Origin of the sequence: uncultured Eubacterium sp. (assembly GCF_934295145.1) — a bacterium.
Taxonomy (GTDB): Bacteria; Bacillota; Clostridia; order Lachnospirales; family Lachnospiraceae; genus Eubacterium_I.
Map to the genome: position 1 here is coordinate 1 of NZ_CAKRAS010000022.1, position 19,189 is coordinate 19,189.

Genomic DNA, 19,189 nt, shown 5'->3' on the forward strand with positions numbered 1-19,189 from the left:
ATGCAGGAAAAGGGACTTGAACCCTCATGACTGCAATAGTCACACGGACCTGAACCGTGCGCGTCTGCCAATTCCGCCATTCCTGCATATCAAATTGCTTTGCTGCCCCGCAGCTGACAAAGCATATAATACAACAACGCCATTTAAATGTCAACACTTTTTTCGTGTTTTTTGAAATGTATGTTTTTTATATTTTTTTCACAAAACTGTTGACATTATACCCGTCTTTTGGTATCATTCTTTCTTGTCGGAAACAAATAAATACGACACATGCGGAAGTGTCGGAACTGGCAGACGAGCAAGACTAAGGATCTTGTGACTATTGCAGTCGTGTGGGTTCAAGTCCCATCTTCCGCATTACTTATTTTGGTGCGAAAGCCTTATAAATCAAGGCTTCCGTGCTTTTTTTGTTTTTAAACTGTTTGAACACCCTTGAACACGTTGACATCTGGCATTTTGCCACTGATTGCTGTTTCGTAAGCAGATACCCTATCTTGCAGCGGTTCCGTTGCAAAAATGTAACTCTGCTGTGTCGTAGAAATATCTTTATGCCCTGCAAATATTCTGATTTCCTCATCTGACAAAAGCTTCGATGCTGCAAAATTCGAAATACACGTTTTTCTGATACTGTGATTTCCTGTGAATTAACCGCATAATGTTTTAAACTCGTGCCAATCCCAAGACTCTGTACACCATCGATATATCCCGTTGCCAGCTTTCCGGTCAGATACGGATCTTCGCTGAAATATTCAAAATTCCTTCCGCATAACGGGGAACGCTTGATATTGATCCCACATCCTAATACCATGGAAATCTGTTCTTTTTTTGCTTCCTTTGCAATTGCCTTCCCCCATCTTTTTCACCAGCTCCGGATTCCAACTGCAGGCAATGGCACTCGCCGGCGGGAAACAGGTTGCCGGTTTGCTGGTCTCAATATCTCCGACCTTCTCCTGCTCCAGTTTCCGGATTCCATGCGGGCCGTCCGTCATCATAACAGAAGGGATCTTTCCATTACAGTCATAGGTATGCCAGTCACCAACGCCGCCCAAAAGCCGGATCTTTTCCTCTATCGTCAACTGCCCGCATATTTTATCAACATTCATGATCATCACCCCTCTCCTACTGTTTCGAAATCCGATATCAATTTTTCACTTACCCATGAATTACTGGAAAATGCAGAAAATGAACTGCTGCATACACCTTATGCACAGGAAAAAGCACAGAATCTGCTGACTCATTCTGACTACAGCCTCGGAGAGATCAGTACCTATCTTAATTTTTCATCTCAGAGTTATTTTATTTCTATTTTCAAAAAATACACCGGGGTGACTCCCGGACAGTATCGCAAGAAGCATCGGCAGGTTAGCTGGTAACAGGGCAGAAAAATACCTCTCTGTTTCCAGAGAGGCATTGCCACCACGGTATTATTTTTTATTCCCAATCAAATTCATCAATGCTGTTTTTGATCTCCGCCGAAACAGAACTGTCATTTTTCAAATCGCGCATAAGTTCAGCAAACATTTCACGCCTTGGATTTTCCGTATCATTATAACAGCGGTGCGCCATCCAGATATTATGTGAAGTTGGATTTTTTCTTACCGAAGAAATCAGTAATTCTTCATACCCATGTTTATAAAATTGCTCCACAAAATGAACCAGATCACCTGGCATTCCAAAATCAACCAATGGATTTGTAGCTATGATCTCTAAAATCGACTCCACTAATTCAAAAGGCTCTGAATATTGATTAATAGCATCTATCAGATCATCCTCAATATAATATTCTTCGTATGGTTTTGCTGCATTTTTCAAACCAGTAATTATCTGCTCTTTTGTCATAAATCCAATTCTCCTCTAAAAATCCGCTTTTCTAAAAATTATCTATTGCATTTTGTAAATTATCTTTAAAAAATTCATAGAAATTCTCAAAACGCTCCAATACACCATCTTTATCATATTGACTCCATGATGAAATTTTTCCACTCACACTATCAATACAATAATAAAATTCATCACAATCTTCTATAATGATATACTTCTCTGGCAAACCATTTTTTCTTTGTTCCAATGTTATTTCTACAAATTCTGATTTCCCGTTCTTACAATACCCCATTATGTCGAACCAATATCCACCACAGCCATATTCTTTTAAAAACCATATAAAAGGATCTGGAATTTTTAAAACTAACTTCTGTTCTGCCTGTGTTATTTCGGCATCTGTTGCTCTTTTTCCTAAAAAAGCATTTCCAAATATAGCCTGATTTTGTTGGATTATAAATTTTAATTTTTTTTGTTCTTCTGAATAACTTTCTTTGTGCGTTTCGTTCTTCTTTTTAAATTTATCCAGCAGTCTCATATCCATCCCGTCCCTTTATTTCTCAGCAGATAATATTTCTTTTAACTCATCAATGGTTTTATCCAAAATATCCGATGATATCGGATATTTTCCGGCTTCTCTATGCGCTATTGCCTCTTCCAGTTTTAATAATCTCCAACTTCTTGCCCTTGCTTTACTGTTTGCATCAAGATTACTTTGAATATTCACATCTATTGTTTTTGTAAACCATTCTACACCATTTATGTATAACTCTGGGTGTCTATATTTATTGACAAACTTAATAATCTCCTGGCTTTCCTTCACCTTCCCCATTTCCCTGAGTATTCGTGCTTTTAAACAGTAGGCATGATCTATGTTGCTCCAAAGAGTATAATTGCCATCAAATTTTTCATTTGCAAATAAATCACAAACAGAGATTGCTTCCTGAGTGTATCCATAAATATATAACCAAACCGCTAATTCCGTAATAAAACCTGTATCTTTTGCAGACTTCATGCTGCATTTCTTCAATATCTTTTTACAGTCCTTTTGGATGCCTTTCTTATTTATGTTTGACATTATTTCCTGAATAAGCTCATTCATTTTATAATCCCGCCAAACTTTCCAATTCACTTAACGAAAGACCTTTTACTAAAATACTATCTTCCTTTGAATCAAGCGCATATTTTTCAATATTCTTTAATGCCATAAAATAATCTGCATCTCCGATAACCGTATCTTTTGTGGTACTGACAAGCACTAATTTCCATTCAGATACAACCTTACCGTCTACCAGATATTTTTCCCACGGAGATTTAAGTAAAACCGTTTCCGTCCCCTCTGTCAGTGCAATCGCACCAAACGGTGTACCATCTGGTTTTCCATAGAAGTTCGGTGTTGCGATATATGCATTGCTCCAATCTACTATTCCTTTTTTCCCTTTTAACTTATCGAATAATCCCATGATGATATCTCCTTTACAATTACTTGATTTAATATTAACCGCATTATAATTAACCTTGATAACTCAATAAATCATCTCTGAAATTTTCCCAATCAAATTTTCCTTTCGATTTAATTTTTCTCACAGCTCTGATTATCATTTGCTGAATCAATTCTATTTTTCCATTACTGTCAGCATTATAATAATTGTCAAAATCCATTCTAATATCGATCATCGCACAAGATCCTAATCCCACTACCTGGACTTTCTCTTTCCACATTCCCTGATCGTATATTTCTTTTGGTGCAATAACAGGTGTAATTCCGATAATATTCATACTTTCACTGTATTCCCTGGTTTTAAAAAAATCATGTAACTGCTGACAGTATTTATATACTTCATCATCTATACCATAATGATCTGTAAAATATGCCGGAGAATTAATATTTAACTCCATAAAAACTCCCTCTCAAAAAAGAATTTGGTTTACTGATTTTTCGCCATTTCTCTCCAATAGTTCTTTAACATTTTCAATATTCTTTTGGCATCATCAATTTCCGTTTTCTGATTATATTCTCTCATTTCGGTGAAAGTTCCGGATTCGCTTACAATCCCCAATAACCATTTTCCCAATACATTCTTTTTATACTTGAAAATCAAACAGTTTATACCGTCCTCATCTGTAAATGCATTTGTATATTCTATCTTCGCCGGTTTCTTTCCCAGTTCACTTGGATCAGATAACCAATCTTCCAATTCTTCCATTGCATTTTTAATTGTTTCGTTCATAACCATACCTCCAAATTTTATTATTTATTTCTTCTTTTTCAAATATTGTTCTAAAATACTTGTCAAAAATGGACTGTTCTGAGGTTTTCCGCCAAATGTTTCATATGCCCAGATGACTTCACGTTCTACCTGTCCATATTCAGCTTTTGCCAGCACATCATATTTAAAATTAATTTTAAAATCTCCTGTGTTTTTTACAGAAAGACATAACTGCTCCCATGGTTTTTGATGATTTTGAATAAAGCAGTCATATATTTTAAACAATACCGCATCCATTTCATTACTACATTGATCCCCAAAAGATTTCAGATCAAAACATTTGATATATTCATCCGAACCGGTGCTTTTTACAAAAAAGACAGACGACCAGCTCCTCTTTTCTTCCTCTACCTCGCCAAGATAATGAAATTCCTCCCAGTCCTCTGGAATGGAAGATATAATAACATTTGCTAATTCGCTGTATAAATTGCTTAGTATTCGTTCAAACTGATCATTTACTTGTGATTCCACGGATTTTTCATTTTCTGATTGAATTTTCTCTTTCTTAATTTTATCAAACAATCCCATACCTATCTTGCCTCCTCTGCTGTTCTGTCTTTCTGATCTATTTTTTTGCATAGATTCTATAAAAGCTATGGCATTTTTACAATTTCAAAAACACCTTACCTGCCCTATATCATTGACTTCATTTTACCATACTGCCTGCCATTTTCCATCTGTATTTTACATGTTTCTGCACACAATTTACCCGATAACCCACTTTAGAGTGCCTGACACTTCCCCGAGCTATAATCCGCCTTTCTGAAAAATGGTATACGTCCCAAGAACGTATTTTTTGTTCCCTGTTACATTGCATATTATATTTTTTCTTGAATATATTTCATCAATCATGTATATTATAATAGTTTGATAACCAAACAAATATTGAAGAAAGGTTTTTATATACATGAAAATAACAAAAAAGAAAAAAATCAGCATCAAAAAAGTTATACTTTTCATCATAGCAATTCTAGCTACACTGTTTGTTCTGATTTCTCTCTTTGCCGGAAATTACCTTGTAAATTACTCCATTGGTCGTTCCGGCGACGGTGGAAACAGAACTGTTGCCCTGGAAATCCCAGAAGCAGCCGATGATACAGAACGTACCATTGCAGAAGGCAAAATTGTACAACAGGAATTAAATGAAACTTTTCTTGCTGAACATCCGGGGCAAACAGTTGAAATCTCATCTGCAGATGGTATTCGCTGCAGCGGTGTCTATTACCCAAATGATGATTCTCACGACTGGGTCATCGCCCTGCATGGTTACCGCGGTGACCACTTGAGTGCAACCAGTCTGGCGCAGCACTACTATACTCACAATTATCAGGTATTGACTCCGGATCTGCGTGCCTGTGGTGATACCAATGGTAATTACCTAGGCATGGGCTGGCTCGACCGAAAGGATATCCTTTCCTGGATTGACTGGATCATCGCTCAGGATTCCGATGCCAGAATCGTTATTCACGGTATTTCCATGGGTGCAGCCACAACCATGATGACAGCTGGTGAAGATACCCCGGATCAGGTAGTTGCTTTTATAGAAGACTGCGGTTATACCAGCGTGTGGGATATTTTTTCCAGTGAATTGAAACTTCGTTTTGGTATGCCGGAATTTCCGCTAATGTACACTGCCAACCTGTTTGCCATAACAAAAGCCGGTTACTCTTTCAAAGAAGCATCTGCTCTAAATCAGGTAAAAAAATGTGAAAAACCGATGCTGTTCATTCATGGTACCGCAGACGATTTCATTCCATATGAAATGATGGATATTTTATATCAGGCAAAACCTGGTGATAACAAAGAAAAAATCACCGCTCCGGGCGCAGGTCACGGAGAAGCAATGTATCTTCTGGGCGAGGAATACTGGGATGATGTCTTTACTTTCTTAGAGTGAACTACATCGGCAGGTAAATCACCTGGGGGTTCACGCTTACTTACCTAATTCGGATTACAAAATTGCCTCGTTTCAGATTCAGCAGTATTCCGTATGATTAGTGGTATATTTTATTAGATTATTTTCAAAAATATAGCTTGACATCTTATACTTATTTTGTTATTATAATCACGTCGTTTGAAACAATTACATAATGACAAATGCGGAAGTGTCGGAACTGGCAGACGAGCAAGACTAAGGATCTTGTGATTATTGCAATCGTGTGGGTTCAAGTCCCATCTTCCGCATCAAAAGACCTCAACCTTTGGTTGGGGTCTTTTTTTGCGGACGGAGACACGAACCCAAGGTTCATGTCTCCGCTTCGCTCCGGTCGGCGCAAATCCGAGATCCACCGGATCTCGTGCGCCCCATCTTCCGCATTACTTGTTTTGGTGCGGAAGCCTTATAAATCAAGGCTTCCGCGCTTTTTTTGTTTTTAAACTGTTTGAACACCCTTTGCGACCTGTCAGTGGGAGCTTTTAACTCCCACTGACATAAGCATCCACTTACCACCACTTAGTGCTCTACACACCTGAAGTTATGGAATGCTTATTCTGCATTCAGATACGGTGCCGCATCCTGCACAAATTCTTCCTGGTTCACTGCTCCGCCCAGCAGTTTTCTGGTCAGATTACGCCAGTTATCACCATCCTCCTTCTCCAACACAGCATACCACAAAGGTGTGTAGTGAACTGCCTGATCCAACTGCTCATGAAACTGCCGTATAGCCAGTGCTTCCTCTGACGGTGCCTGAAGACCGCTGTCTTTTACAAAATCCACATAATCATACTGTGTCACATTGCGCTCATTTACCCGTTTTGCAAATTCCAGACAGAGCTGTGCCGCCTCATCCGGATAGTTTGTATCCGAACTGATACAAAGCCCCGGGGTCAGGGTATGATTAATATCTACCATATATTGTGTATAAGAATCATCATAGGCCGCATTGCAGCTTGGAAACTGTTCCATACTGAGAGCATCTGCCCCCATCTCATCCAGCAAATGATAAACGATGGTAGACTGATGTGGAAAAAGCACCGCTTTCCCATCTGCAAAATTCTGCACTGCTTCTACTTCTCCGATTTCCAGAAATTTTTCAGGAAAGGCATTCATCTCTTTTAGCTGTATTATTTTTTCCGCTGCCTGTGTAAACACCGGAGCTGAAAAATCTATTTCCCCGGAAGCCAGTTTTTCCTGTGCATAAGGATCAATACGGTTTACGATCACCGTATAGAGCAATTCTCCCAGCCAACTATCCTTGTCCCCCAGCTCTATAGCTGCATATTCTGTCCCATGTGCTTCATTATAAATATTTACCTGCTGCACCAGTGCCACCAGTTCTTCCCATGTATGTGGCACCGTAAGTCCCATCTCCTTCATGAGATTCTGGTTGCAGTAGGTAACGGCATATGCCTCCACCAGACACGGGATGATATAATTGTGTCCATCTTGATAAGGCAGCACATAATTATCTGCAAACTTTGTCTCCGATGCTTCCAGATACTTTTCCACCGGCAGACAGGCATTCGCATCAAACAGAAAATTGGGATAATTTCCGCCCCAGACGGCAAAAACATCCGGCAGTTCATCACATACCAGCGCAATCTTCAGCTTGTCTTTGATCTGTTCTGTAGAATACGTCTTCAATTCAATGTCATAACCATATTCCTCTGCCAGTTCTTCCCACAGATCTACATAATAGGTTCCCGGTGTATTTTCATCAAAAAAAGCCCAGACCGACAGGGATACCTTTTCCCCGGAATCTGTCTGAACATTCGTAGCTTCTGACGTTTTTGGCTGCACTGCAGTTTTGCATCCGCTGTACAGCAGAACTGTTCCAAGCAAAATTACCAGCAGCAACGCTGTAAGCAGACTTCCCATAATCTCATTTTTCTTTTTTACTCTGTATTTTTTCATCCTGTTTCCTTTTTTCTTCTTTACTTTATCCGCGCTCACAATACCATCTGACAAATCCCGCCATGTTCCACTCGACAGATGATATCTCATACTGGTGATTGTATCTTCCTGTGCTTTATTTTCACATGAAACCCCTGCTTCGTCAAGTTCCGATTCGCATTCGAAGTTTCAATGGCAAAAGAACCCCAGACAACATACATTGCCTGGGGTCCTGTTTCACTTGTTTGCTTAACTTTTTATAGATAACATCAGATTGTTTTTGCAAGAGTCTCTGCCTCTTCGCTGCCTTTCGCTTCCTGTTCTGCAATCCAGTCTGCATTGTATTTGTGATCTTTTACAAATGCGATGATCACAATCACATTGATCAGAGCCAGACATGCATCAATGGCATATGCGTAACGGATGTTTCCACCTGTCATATTCATAACTGCGCCGTTGATGGCAAAGGTCAGTGCTGTAATGATACCCTGGATTGGGAACAATACAGAGTTTACTTTATCAAATCCTTTTCTTCCGAATACAGATGCCGGAAGAGAAGTGGTGAAGTTTGCACTTCCGCCGATACCGATACCGATCATAACGATAGAGATCCAGAAGCCTGCCATCGTATCTGTGAAGTTGAATAATAATGCACATGCATACCAACATCCAAATACGATCATTGCTTTCTTTGTTCCAAGTTTCTGATCCAGCACACCGATCAGAAAAGATCCGACAACACCTACGATGGCACATGCAGACATAATACTTGCAGCTACGGTAATAGAGAATCCAAATCCGTTTGTAGTACGGTTGATCATCTGTGACATGGTTCCTACAGAGCAGATCTGGAATACACCGGTTACCAGTGCAACAATCCATACCTGATCACATTTTAACAATTTTCCAACCGTCCAGCCGCCATCTTTATCGCTGTCTGTCTCATCAGAAGTATCATAAAATTCATCATATACTTCTTTGGATACATGGTCCGGATAATAGCCACGCTCAAACGGAGTATCACGGACAAATAAAATTCCTACAATACCAAGGATGATACATCCGATAGAAATCGGGTAACATGCACGGGTTACTCCGAATTTTCCAACCAGGAACAGAATCAGGGGTACATAGATTGCTGTTGCAAGATTGTGTCCCATCGTTGTATATCCCATAACGATTCCTTTTTTCTTAGGAAACCAGTTTGCAACCAGAACACCGCCACACAGATAACCTGCTGACATGATGGTTCCGCAGGTAACTGCCATCATAATGGTGTAAACAACCGGGTTCGGAGCATTCAGCACACCGATGTATGTGATACCGGCGATGATGCAGTTAATACCGGACATATATCTGGAACCGATCCTGCGGTTTAAGATACCGATTACGATAAACAGTGCCACACCTATGATTCCGGCTATGGAATTACAAGTGGAGATCGTTCCTGCCATCTTCGCACTTCCCAGCATATGTTCTGCAATTTTTCCTGCAATATTGTTACTTCCATCGTTGATCATTCCTACATAAAACCAGAACATCAGCATCATGTAAATGATGTGGAACCAACCATGTACGCCAAACGCAACCATTGAATTTTGATTGTCTTTTTTCTTCATGTTTCAATTTTCCTCCCAATAATAAATACTTTTTCTGCACGAAAACCCTAACTCCTTCGTGCTCTTCAAACCTCCTTTATTGTATCGGAAACGCCGTTTGAAAATATGAAGAAAATTTCGTTTTTTATTGACTATATTTGGGAAATATAGATTTTCTTTGTCTTATTACATTTTTCTGTTAAAATACTATGATGTAAGTATCTATTATTTTTAAAAAATATGACTTTGTATCACTTGAGGTAAATTTATGAAAAAAAAATCACCAAACATTCATAAACGAGATAATCAGAGTTTCCGGCACAGGCTGCTGCTGTCCATTTTCCGGATCGCCGCTCCGGTCACTGCCATCGTCTGTACCATTTCCATTGTTATGCTGACTCTGAGCTACCGCCAGACCGTCATCAATTCCCAGGCAGCCGCTACGGAAAAAGTCCGCAGTGACATAGCACATATTGTTGATAATACACAGACCTTGTCCCAGGATATGATCTTCAACAGCGAAATCCAGCAGATTCTTGCCAGCAGTACCGCCGGTGAACAGTTTCCGCAAAATACGGACGTTGCTTACCACATTAACGGTTTTATCGCCAACCGTGATTATATCAACTGCGTGATCCTGACCGGTAACAGCCAGACGTTGTACTCCACAGAAAAAGCATTTACCAATATTTCCGACTATGATACAATTTTTCATTCCACATGGCTCGCACAGTTACAAAACAGCCATAAGCCATATCTGTGGTATGTGGATCCGGATTACACACCTTTATCTGCCTATACTTCCGACTCGGATTCTGCAGATTTGGCAGTATCGGAATCAGCTTTCTCTCATACCACTCCGGGCAGTCAACAACATATTATGATGGCACGTCCCGTATACAGTATGTCGGACTACACGACCCTGCTTGGCTACCTTATGCTGTATCTGGATGATACTTTTTTACAAGACCTAATGGGAGAATTTGACTTCGGTCACACGACAAATATCTGGCTGGTAAACAGGAATGGAAGCGCCATCCTGCAAAATAATTCTTCTGCTGATTATTCTTATTTATTAGAAGATTTTTCTCCACAGGAAAAGGGCTTAATTCTGACCTCTCATGGCAAACGTTTTGTCCTGAACATCCGACCGGTTACAGAAAACGGATGGTATCTATATACCGCCACTCCATTCCGGGAAGTTGCGGAACCGCTGACAATTTTTGTCCTGCAGGCAATCTTACTGGGCGCAGCCATGGTAGCGATTCTGTTTTTCCTGTCCCTTCGGACAGCCTCCTCTCTGTCAGATCCCATCATCCGTCTGGCGCATACCATGGATCACTACCGCAGCGATATGAAACCAATGGTCTTTCCCGGACGGATCCCTGTTTTGGATAAAGCTGATGATACTGGTTTGGCACCTGACACCACAGATACGGCGGCTGCGAATGCTCCGGATTATTCTTCTGTATCCGCTCCTAATACGCAATCAGCGGTTCCGGAAGAACTCTCTTTTGAAGGACAACCGGACGAAATCATTCAGATCTATCGTTCCTACCAGCAAATGGTCAACCGAATGGATACTCTGATCCGGGAAAATTTTGTAAAAAATCTGGAGAAAAAAGATGCAGAGCTTGCCCTGCTGCAAAGCCAGATCAATCCACATTTTCTATACAATACTCTGGACTCTATCAACTGGCTGGCCATTACTAATGACGAAGATGAAATCAGCGAAATGGTCACCGCTCTGTCAGATATGTTCCGGCTCAGCCTGACCAAAAGCCACAGTTCCTACATCCAGGTGGCACAGGAAATGGAATATGTACGGAGTTACCTGGTATTACAGCAGTTCCGCTACGAAGACTGTCTGAGCGTATCGATCACGATTCCGGATACAGTCGCAGAACTCTACATTCCCCGTTTTACCCTGCAGCCACTGGTGGAAAATGCCATCAAACACGGTATGATTTCCCCGGATGATCCATTCGCCATTGATCTTGAGATTTTTATCCGGGAACATACACTGCATATCCGGATTGGGAATGACGGCACCCGCATCTCTCTGGAACAGATGAAAACGCTTCTGGATTTTGATGCTTCCAGACAGGAACTGCTGGATTTTGACCAGAAAAGCTACGGCGTGCAAAATATACAGCGCCGCATACAAATTCTCTGTGGAATTTCCTATGGTCTTTCCTACGAGATACGAAATAACCGTACCTGGTGTGATCTGACGCTTCCGGTTCTTGAACATGATCCATCAGAAAAGGCAGAGGAAAACAGGGCAGATGGCAGGTAAGAACATGTGCTGTCTCGCACTTACGCATTTGAAATAAAAGAAGCACTCACACGGAGCATTGCTCATTTTCTGAGTTTCCACTCCTGTGGGTGCTTTTCATGTATATAATCTTCTCGGTTTATGCTCCGTTTATTTCTTACTTCCTGCCTTTTTGCGGAACTCCGAAAGGGTTTCTCCTGTATTCCGCTTGAAGATCTGTGAAAAATAAGTGTAGTCGTTGTAACCGACTTCTACGGAAATCTCATACATCTTCATATCTGTATGTAACAGCAGTTCTTTTGCTTTCTCAATACGCAGATTTGTCATATACTGAAGAATCGTCACTTTCTGCTCTTTCTTGAACACATCACACAGATAACTTTTATTCACATTGATATGTGCTGCCACATCCGTCAGGGAAATATTCTCATTGTAATGTCTGCGGATGTAGTACAGGGCATCCCGCACGATCTTCGTAGGGGACTGCTCGCCTTCTTTCGCCAGTACACCAGGACGCTGTGCCACATTGGCAGACGGCACAGAAGAGACGGCATGTTTCACTTCCTCTTCTCCCACAAGCCCCCTGGCATATCCGTCCAGCACCTGATAATAGGCTGCCTGTCCGAGTTTTGCCTCCAGACGTTCATACATTCGGTGCAGCATGTCTCCAAAATCAGTCTTTTTAATCGGTTTTAGCAGATAGTCACTGACTCCAATCTGCATGGCAGTCTGCGCATAAGAAAAATCACGGTATCCGGACAAAATTACAATTTCACTTTCCGGAAGGATTTCCTTGGCCCGTCTTGCAAATTCCAGACCATCCATCTGAGGCATCCGCACATCGGTAATGATCAGATGCGGGCGCAGATCCGGCAATGCATCCAACGCTTTCAGAGAGTCCACAAAAGCTCCCTTGATGACAAATCCAAAATCTTCCTTCTGACAAAGCTTCTGAATTCCCTGTAATACGATTTTTTCATCATCCAGTATCACCATTGAATACATACCATCACATCCTCGTATAATATCTTATAACCAGTTCTCTCCGTCTATAATCCGGCAAAATACATTTATGTAAAGCAGACATTCGTAATCCGCTCCCGCTACTTGCTCATGAATGCAGTCGCTTTGCAAACTGTCAGTGGGAGTTTTTAACTTCCACTGACATAAACATCCCCCATTCTCCACCGCTTAGTGCTCTACGCGCTTGAAGCCGGGGAATACTTATTCTGCGTTCAAATCCTATCACTTTCCCCTGGAAAAGTCAATTATCTCAATATGATATTTCCCCAATCTCTTTTCAATGTTCTTTAGAGAATCCTATACAGATTCATATAGTCTCTTATACACTTCAAAACCTTTCCCCAATACTTCTTCATCAAAATCAAACAAGGATTCATGGTGCAGACCTTTTATCTTTGCGCCCAAAAGCATATATACTGCCTTTCCGCCCTGCTGTTCTACCATATCCATGAACACGGCTCCATCGTCACTGGCTCCAAAGTTTTTCGTCAATATATAATCCGAAAAACCACCGGTTCGTTTTGCCGCTGCCAATACGTTCTGACTGAGTGCTTCATCACTGGCTGCACTGACGCTTTCTCCCTGAAACCGTACTTCATATGTGACACCATACGTTTTGGCCGCCTGTTCGATGCAGGAAAGTGCCTGTTCTTTCATATACGTATTTAATTCTCCTTTTTCCCCTCTCGTTTCCACGATCATTTTTGCATGCGCCGGAATTGTATTGCGTGCTTCTCCGGCTTCTAATTTTCCAACATTCAACCGTGTGATTCCTGTTTCCGGCCGTGGAAATGCCTGCATATCCATAGTTGCCTTTGCCGCAGCCAACAACGCATTCCGTCCCCGTTCCGGTGCTAACCCCGCATGTGCACTTTTTCCGGTAAAAGTCACATCGAACTTACTGGTCGCAAGAAACCCTTTTGCCCCCGCCACAAACGTATTCTCCGGGGCAAATCCGATATGGCAGCAATACAACTCATCTATTTTTCCAAAATTCCACTGGTGACGGAACGCAAAGGCGCCGCGAACGCCTTCCTCTGCCGGTTGGAAAATAAACATATATCGGCCGCACACTTCTGTCTGTATTTCGTCCTGCAGTCTCTGCGTTGATTTCTGATTTGACACTTCTCCCGCATTTTTCACAGATTTGCTATATTGTTCTGCCACATACTCTGCAAAAGCCAGTCCAAGCGCCATATGTCCATCATGTCCGCATGCATGAGAAATGCCCTGATACTTCGAAAGAAACTGCTCCTTCACCGGCACTCTGTCTGCATCCATGCTTTCTGTCACTGTCAGTGCATCCATGTCAAATCGAAAGGCCTTCGTTTTTCCTTTCCATTTTGTATCCAGCATGGCCACAACTCCAGTACGATGATCCATCCGTGCCATCCAGACCGCCACTTTTTCTTCCGATATTCCCTGCGCTTCCGCCAGCTTCACTGCACGCTGCTCCCAAAGTGTTATTTCTGTCTCCGTTGGCGGATCCATTAACTCCTCCTCATTTAAAATCTCTCTGCCAACATACACTTCAAAACCTGCCTTCTCCAGATGCTCCGCAATAAAAATCGTTGCAAAAAAAGTCAGCCACCCCGGTTCTGGATATTTATGAAACAACCGCCGATATGCAATTACTTTTTTCATCCATATGTCCCGTTCAATCACTACTTTCACTCTTTTCCTCTTTGTTTATGCTTTGTCACCGCCAGCAATAATTTCAATATTTCAGTTTTTTCAATACCGCCAGCGTCAGCTCCCAATTCCGCTGCACAGACGAAATACTGAGTCTCTCCCTGGTCGTATGAATATCATTGATCTGCGGTCCATAAGAAACACAATCCAATCCCGGCAGTTTTTCACTGAAAATACCACACTCCACCCCGGCATGAATTGCCTCTGTCTCCGGATTTTTACCAGTAATCTCCTCGTAAGTTTCAATCATCAACGGACGAATCTTGGAATCTTCCTGATACTCCCAGGCCGGATATACGCCGGAAATTCTGCAATATCCTCCAAATAGCTTTGTCAAATGCTCCAACTGACTCATCAGCCACTCCTTCTCACTTGTAACATTGCTCCGCACGGAAAAGGTCATGGAAATCTCATCCTCAGTCTGCTCCAAAGTTCCCATATTCAATGAAGTCTGTACGCTGCCTTGGAACTCAAGAATCCGCTTTTGTACGCCATCTGGCAAATGAATCAGAAGAGTCATGAACTTCTGAGCTGTTTCTTTATCCAAAGCTTTATATTCTCCGCACGTTTTTTTCTCCACATAAATGTGCAGATCAGGATCGGTAAAATGATGTTCCTTTTTCAGAATTGTTTCAAATGCAGAAACTGCTTCTTCAAATGCTGCAATATTTTCTTCCGGAACTATCAGAACCGCATCACACTGTTTTGCAATGGCATTTTCCTTCTCGCCACCATTTGCAGAAACAATGGACAAGCCTGTTTTTCCCATACAATAGGCTAAAAAACGTCCAAACACCTTATTTGCATTGGCACGCTCTTTATCAATCTCCATACCGGAATGACCGCCCATCAGTCCATCCATGTGCCACTCATACATCTGACCATACACAGTCTCTTTTTTAACTGGTAAACAGCAAGCCACAGTGGCCGCACCGGCGCATCCGATCAGAAAAATACCGTCATTCTCAGAATCCATATTCATCAGGATTTTTCCCGTCAGGTCAGAAGCATCCAGTGCCGCTGCGCCTGTCAGTCCCACTTCCTCTCCTACCGTAAACACAGCTTCCAGAGCCGGATGCGGAATGTCATCTGCTGCCAGAATAGCCAGTGTATATGCCACTGCGATTCCATCATCCGCACCAAGGGATGTTCCTTTTGCCTGCACCCAGTCACCATCGATTTCCAGAAGCAGACCATCTTTTTCCAGATTCAGTGTACAGTCGGCATCTTTGACCGCTACCATATCCATGTGTCCCTGCAGAATGACCGTCGGTGCCTGCTCATAACCCGGTGTGGCACCTTTCCAGATAATCACATTGCCACATGCTTCCTGACTGCATTTCAGACCATGTTCTTTCGCAAAATTCACACAGTAATCACTGATCTGCTGCGTATTTCCTGAGCCATGCGGAATACTGCAAATATCTTCAAAATAAGAAAATACCTTCTTCGGCTCTAAATTTTCTAATACTCTCATTCCAGTTCCTTCTTTCTAATTTTTTCAGCTGCCTGTTTTTTACGAACAGTAGTCATCTTTTTCTTATAATAAGGCAGAGCCATGCAACAATGACATGGCTCCAAAACTTCACTATTTCTCTTTTTTCTTCAAAGAAGACAGGGTAAAGATTATGATCAGCAGTGCCGCAGCAAAAGCCATCCAGCCTGCTAAAACTTTCGGTCCCATCTTTGCAAAGGTGTCATAATATCCCTTCAAGTATACAACAACAATGATAGCCGGAAGGATATAAGTCATATAAAACTGAAGTTTATTGGAAATCTTCAGACCTTTTCCTGCATTTGCCTCCTTACGGAAATTATCCCAGCCCCATCCGTTTTTCTTTACACAGAACAGGACAAAGATCATACTTCCAAGCGGAAGCAGATTATAAGATACAAGGAAATCCTCCAGATCCATCACAGTGCTTCCTGCTCCCATTGGCTCAAATCCGGATAACAGGTTAAATCCAAGTACCGCCGGCAGAGACAGTGCAATGATCAGCACAATGTTGAACAAAACTGCTTTTTTTCTGTTCCAGCCCCCCATATCCATATAAAAAGATATGATATTTTCAAATACGGCAATGATGGTAGACAGCGCTGCAAAAGACATAAATACGAAGAAACAGGTTCCCCATATTCTTCCGCCTGCCATGTTGTTAAATACGTTTGGCAAGGTGATAAAAAGCAGGGACGGGCCTGCATCCGGTTGTACACCATATGCAAAACATGCCGGAATAATGATAAATCCTGCCATTAATGCTACAAACGTATCCAAAATAACGATATTATTTGCTTCACCCGGAATGGAATGCTCCCGTTTCTGATAACTTCCGAAAATTTCCATGGCTCCGATACCAACACTCAGCGTAAAGAATGCATGTGTCATCGCATCAAACACTACTGCTCCCAGTCCGCGGCTCTTAATTGCATCCAGGTTCGGAACCAGATAGAATTTCACACCTTCCATGGCATTTGGCAATACAAGGGAATGAATTGCCAGAACAACGATCAGTACGATCAGAATACTCATCATGACTTTCATGATTTTTTCCATACCGCCCTGCAAGCCCAGTGCACAGATGCCAAAAGCGATCAAAACTGCCAGGATCATCCAGCCAACCATAGTGCCCGGTGAAGCCAGCATATCAGAAAAAGCACCGCCAACTTCATCCGCAGACATCGTTGCCAGTTTTCCGCTGGCACTGCGGTAAATGTAAAACAGCATCCAGCCGCCAACCATAGTATAAAACATCATCAGCAGATAGTTTCCCAAAATAGAAAACCATTTGAAATGATGCCATTTCGTTCCTTCCGGCTCCAGCTTCTCATAAGCCTTAGATGCACCCAGACGGCTGCCGCGGCCAACCGCAAACTCACTGATCAGGATTGGCAATCCAAGAATTGTCAAAAATACCAGATAGATCAGAATAAATGCTGCGCCTCCGTTCTGCCCGCAAATATAAGGGAATTTCCACACATTTCCCAGTCCGACCGCGCACCCGGCCGAAACAAGTATGAATCCCAGACGGGATCCGAATTTATCTCTTTCTTTCATAGTAAAAGGCCCTCTCCTTTGTATTCATTATTTCTTCCCATTCTCTGGGCAACGGATATTTGAGCACATAATTACAGACAGTCTCTCCCTGGGCACTGTCTGATACTTGCTCCGCCATCACATAAAAACCGTAGCGCTGATAGTGTTCTATATCCATCAGATTCACAGAATTCACCTGCACATACATGGACATGCAGCCACTGCACCAGCATTTATACTGTAAAAACTGCAGCACTGCATCCAGATATGTATAATCCAGATAATCCTGCTCCATGCGGATCCGCCGGATCCAGAACTCTTCCCTGCAAGATCCGTTTCCGTGCGATTCCATTGCATAAGAAAACTCTGCTGCTTTTTTTCCATGTTCAAACACCTCGTAAAAAACAACAGCGCCTTCCTCTCTTATTCGTTCATACCTCATGTTACATCCACCCTGCACTATAACTGCATAATGATTCCGCGGGCAGTCTCCTCTGAAATCGGAGTTGCATATATATTTTCTCCAAAACATACAATTGCGCCAATTCCATCCTGCAGTACAAAACGCAGCTTTCCGTCACGCACTTTTTTGTCCGTGTACAGTTTTTTCACCAGTTTCTCCCGGTCAATATAATACGGTATCTCCGTCGGAAGTTTTGCACGTTTCAGCAGTGCGATGACACGCTCAACCTGCTCCTGTGTCATATAGCCAAGCTGCTGTGACAGCTTCACTTCTGCCACCAGACCGATGGACACAGCCTCACCATGTAACAGACGGTATTCGCTGACCGTCTCCACAGCACGACCAACGGTGTGCCCCAGATTCAGTACTTCACGCAGTCCTGTCTCCCGCTCATCCTTCATAACCACATGATATTTGATGCTGCAGTTTTTCTCTGCGATGTGTTCGCAGGTTGCCTGATCCAACGCCAGGATATCATCCATATGCGCCTCAAGATAATCAAAAAATTCCGCATCCGCCAGACACGCATGTTTGATGGTCTCTGCCAGACCACTGTAAATCTCACGCTTTGGCAGTGTCTTCCAGGATTCCAGATCCAAATACACTTTCTGCGGCTGATTGATCAATCCGATCAGGTTTGTCGCAAGGGGCGTATCCACCGCAGTCTTGCCACCAACAGACGCATCTGCAGCTGCCAGCAGGCTTGTCGCATAGTTGATAAACGGCACTCCTCTTCCGTAAGTACCGGCAATAAATCCTGCCAGATCTGTCACAACACCGCCGCCAACAGCCAGAATACAGCAATCACGACGATAGCCTCTCTCCAGCATGGCATCTTCGATCATTGCCTTTGTCTGCCGTGTCTTGCTCTTTTCTCCTGCCGGAAATTCAAAAACACCAGTCTGATATCCTGCATCCAACAGTTTCTGCTCCAGCTGCCGCGCATACAAAGGTTCCACGTTGCTGTCTGTAATAATCGCAAATTTATGAATGTTTCCCACAAGTCCGTTTTTCAGGTCTTCTACCACCTGATCAGCCAGACCATATCCGATTTCAATCTCATAAGAATCATCCACCACTTTTTTTAACTCTACCTCAAACTTCGGCATTCTTTTTTGTCCTCTCCCAAATTTCACCTGCAGTTTCTGCTTCTTTCAAAAAAGTTATCAGAATTCTCGCTG

General features: G+C 42.3%; 20 protein-coding genes and 3 tRNA genes. 5 read left to right on the plus strand and 18 right to left on the minus strand.

Annotated features, from left to right (window positions below):
• Position 1 precedes the first annotated feature (1 nt).
• Positions 2 to 86: transfer RNA gene (locus Q0I54_RS05960), tRNA-Leu, on the minus strand.
• A gap of 186 nt (positions 87 to 272) precedes the next feature.
• Here Q0I54_RS05960 and Q0I54_RS05965 point away from each other — a divergent pair.
• A tRNA-Leu gene (locus Q0I54_RS05965) sits at positions 273 to 357 on the plus strand.
• Between the two features lie 4 nt (positions 358 to 361).
• Here Q0I54_RS05965 and Q0I54_RS05970 read toward each other — a convergent pair.
• Positions 362 to 808 (minus strand): glycoside hydrolase family 3 N-terminal domain-containing protein, encoded by a 447-nt coding sequence (locus Q0I54_RS05970; RefSeq protein ID WP_296117256.1) that lies wholly within the window; start codon positions 806 to 808, stop codon positions 362 to 364.
• Positions 750 to 1,109: a hypothetical protein gene (locus Q0I54_RS05975; RefSeq protein WP_296117311.1), complete on the minus strand. Its 360-nt coding sequence runs from the start codon at positions 1,107 to 1,109 to the stop codon at positions 750 to 752. Before Q0I54_RS05975 ends, Q0I54_RS05970 begins: the two co-directional genes overlap by 59 nt.
• Here Q0I54_RS05975 and Q0I54_RS05980 point away from each other — a divergent pair.
• Entirely contained in the window at positions 1,026 to 1,373 is a 348-nt protein-coding gene (locus Q0I54_RS05980; protein WP_296117307.1) for an AraC family transcriptional regulator, read from the plus strand. The genes Q0I54_RS05975 and Q0I54_RS05980 overlap by 84 nt on opposite strands.
• A 58-nt stretch (positions 1,374 to 1,431) precedes the next feature.
• Here the strand turns inward: Q0I54_RS05980 and Q0I54_RS05985 are convergent, their stop codons facing one another.
• From Q0I54_RS05985 to Q0I54_RS06015, 7 genes are read right to left on the minus strand one after another with little or no spacing between them, the layout of a single operon-like run.
• Positions 1,432 to 1,839: a hypothetical protein gene (locus Q0I54_RS05985; protein ID WP_296117258.1), complete on the minus strand. Its 408-nt coding sequence runs from the start codon at positions 1,837 to 1,839 to the stop codon at positions 1,432 to 1,434.
• Positions 1,840 to 1,870: 31 nt separating this feature from the next.
• Entirely contained in the window at positions 1,871 to 2,356 is a 486-nt protein-coding gene (locus Q0I54_RS05990) for an SMI1/KNR4 family protein (protein WP_296117260.1), read from the minus strand.
• Between the two features lie 15 nt (positions 2,357 to 2,371).
• Positions 2,372 to 2,920, minus strand: coding sequence for a DUF6707 family protein (locus Q0I54_RS05995; RefSeq protein WP_296117261.1), 549 nt, complete (start codon positions 2,918 to 2,920; stop codon positions 2,372 to 2,374).
• A 1-nt stretch (position 2,921) separates the two neighbouring features.
• Positions 2,922 to 3,281 carry a hypothetical protein gene (locus Q0I54_RS06000; protein WP_296117263.1) on the minus strand — a complete coding sequence of 120 codons (360 nt, stop codon included), beginning with the start codon at positions 3,279 to 3,281 and terminating at the stop codon, positions 2,922 to 2,924.
• Between the two features lie 49 nt (positions 3,282 to 3,330).
• Positions 3,331 to 3,717, minus strand: a complete 387-nt coding sequence (locus tag Q0I54_RS06005) for a hypothetical protein (RefSeq protein ID WP_296117264.1) — start codon at positions 3,715 to 3,717, stop codon at positions 3,331 to 3,333.
• 29 nt (positions 3,718 to 3,746) lie between these two features.
• The gene (locus tag Q0I54_RS06010) at positions 3,747 to 4,049 is read right to left on the minus strand and encodes a hypothetical protein (RefSeq protein ID WP_296117266.1); all 303 of its coding nucleotides are present in this window, start codon (positions 4,047 to 4,049) and stop codon (positions 3,747 to 3,749) included.
• Positions 4,050 to 4,073: 24 nt separating this feature from the next.
• Positions 4,074 to 4,616: an immunity protein YezG family protein gene (locus Q0I54_RS06015; RefSeq protein ID WP_296117267.1), complete on the minus strand. Its 543-nt coding sequence runs from the start codon at positions 4,614 to 4,616 to the stop codon at positions 4,074 to 4,076.
• 379 nt (positions 4,617 to 4,995) lie between these two features.
• On the opposite strand from Q0I54_RS06015, the gene Q0I54_RS06020 reads away from it, so the two are divergent.
• Positions 4,996 to 5,985, plus strand: coding sequence for an alpha/beta hydrolase (locus Q0I54_RS06020; protein WP_296117268.1), 990 nt, complete (start codon positions 4,996 to 4,998; stop codon positions 5,983 to 5,985).
• A gap of 202 nt (positions 5,986 to 6,187) precedes the next feature.
• Positions 6,188 to 6,272: transfer RNA gene (locus tag Q0I54_RS06025), tRNA-Leu, on the plus strand.
• A 301-nt stretch (positions 6,273 to 6,573) separates the two neighbouring features.
• On the opposite strand, the gene Q0I54_RS06030 is transcribed toward Q0I54_RS06025, so the two are convergent.
• Together Q0I54_RS06030 and Q0I54_RS06035 are read right to left on the minus strand one after the other, a co-directional pair.
• Entirely contained in the window at positions 6,574 to 8,031 is a 1,458-nt protein-coding gene (locus tag Q0I54_RS06030; RefSeq protein WP_296117269.1) for an ABC transporter substrate-binding protein, read from the minus strand.
• Positions 8,032 to 8,189: 158 nt separating this feature from the next.
• Positions 8,190 to 9,539 (minus strand): nitrate/nitrite transporter, encoded by a 1,350-nt coding sequence (locus tag Q0I54_RS06035; RefSeq protein WP_296117270.1) that lies wholly within the window; start codon positions 9,537 to 9,539, stop codon positions 8,190 to 8,192.
• Between the two features lie 247 nt (positions 9,540 to 9,786).
• Between Q0I54_RS06035 and Q0I54_RS06040 the strand changes: the two genes are divergently transcribed.
• On the plus strand, positions 9,787 to 11,817 hold the full coding sequence (locus Q0I54_RS06040; RefSeq protein WP_296117271.1) for a sensor histidine kinase: 2,031 nt from the start codon (positions 9,787 to 9,789) through the stop codon (positions 11,815 to 11,817).
• Positions 11,818 to 11,946: 129 nt separating this feature from the next.
• Here the strand turns inward: Q0I54_RS06040 and Q0I54_RS06045 are convergent, their stop codons facing one another.
• The 6 genes from Q0I54_RS06045 to aroB all read right to left on the minus strand — a co-directional run bounded on the left by Q0I54_RS06045 (position 11,947) and on the right by aroB (position 19,117).
• On the minus strand, positions 11,947 to 12,801 hold the full coding sequence (locus Q0I54_RS06045) for a response regulator (RefSeq protein ID WP_296117272.1): 855 nt from the start codon (positions 12,799 to 12,801) through the stop codon (positions 11,947 to 11,949).
• A 315-nt stretch (positions 12,802 to 13,116) separates the two neighbouring features.
• Entirely contained in the window at positions 13,117 to 14,463 is a 1,347-nt protein-coding gene (locus tag Q0I54_RS06050) for a M20/M25/M40 family metallo-hydrolase (protein ID WP_296117273.1), read from the minus strand.
• 73 nt (positions 14,464 to 14,536) lie between these two features.
• Positions 14,537 to 15,988: an aminoacyl-histidine dipeptidase gene (locus Q0I54_RS06055; RefSeq protein WP_296117275.1), complete on the minus strand. Its 1,452-nt coding sequence runs from the start codon at positions 15,986 to 15,988 to the stop codon at positions 14,537 to 14,539.
• Positions 15,989 to 16,099: 111 nt separating this feature from the next.
• Positions 16,100 to 17,566, minus strand: coding sequence for a sodium-dependent transporter (locus Q0I54_RS06060; protein WP_296117276.1), 1,467 nt, complete (start codon positions 17,564 to 17,566; stop codon positions 16,100 to 16,102).
• Positions 17,550 to 17,987 (minus strand): hypothetical protein, encoded by a 438-nt coding sequence (locus Q0I54_RS06065; protein WP_296117278.1) that lies wholly within the window; start codon positions 17,985 to 17,987, stop codon positions 17,550 to 17,552. Before Q0I54_RS06065 ends, Q0I54_RS06060 begins: the two co-directional genes overlap by 17 nt.
• Positions 17,988 to 18,004: 17 nt before the next feature.
• The gene (gene aroB, locus Q0I54_RS06070) at positions 18,005 to 19,117 is read right to left on the minus strand and encodes a 3-dehydroquinate synthase (protein WP_296117279.1); all 1,113 of its coding nucleotides are present in this window, start codon (positions 19,115 to 19,117) and stop codon (positions 18,005 to 18,007) included.
• Positions 19,118 to 19,189: the final 72 nt, after the last annotated feature.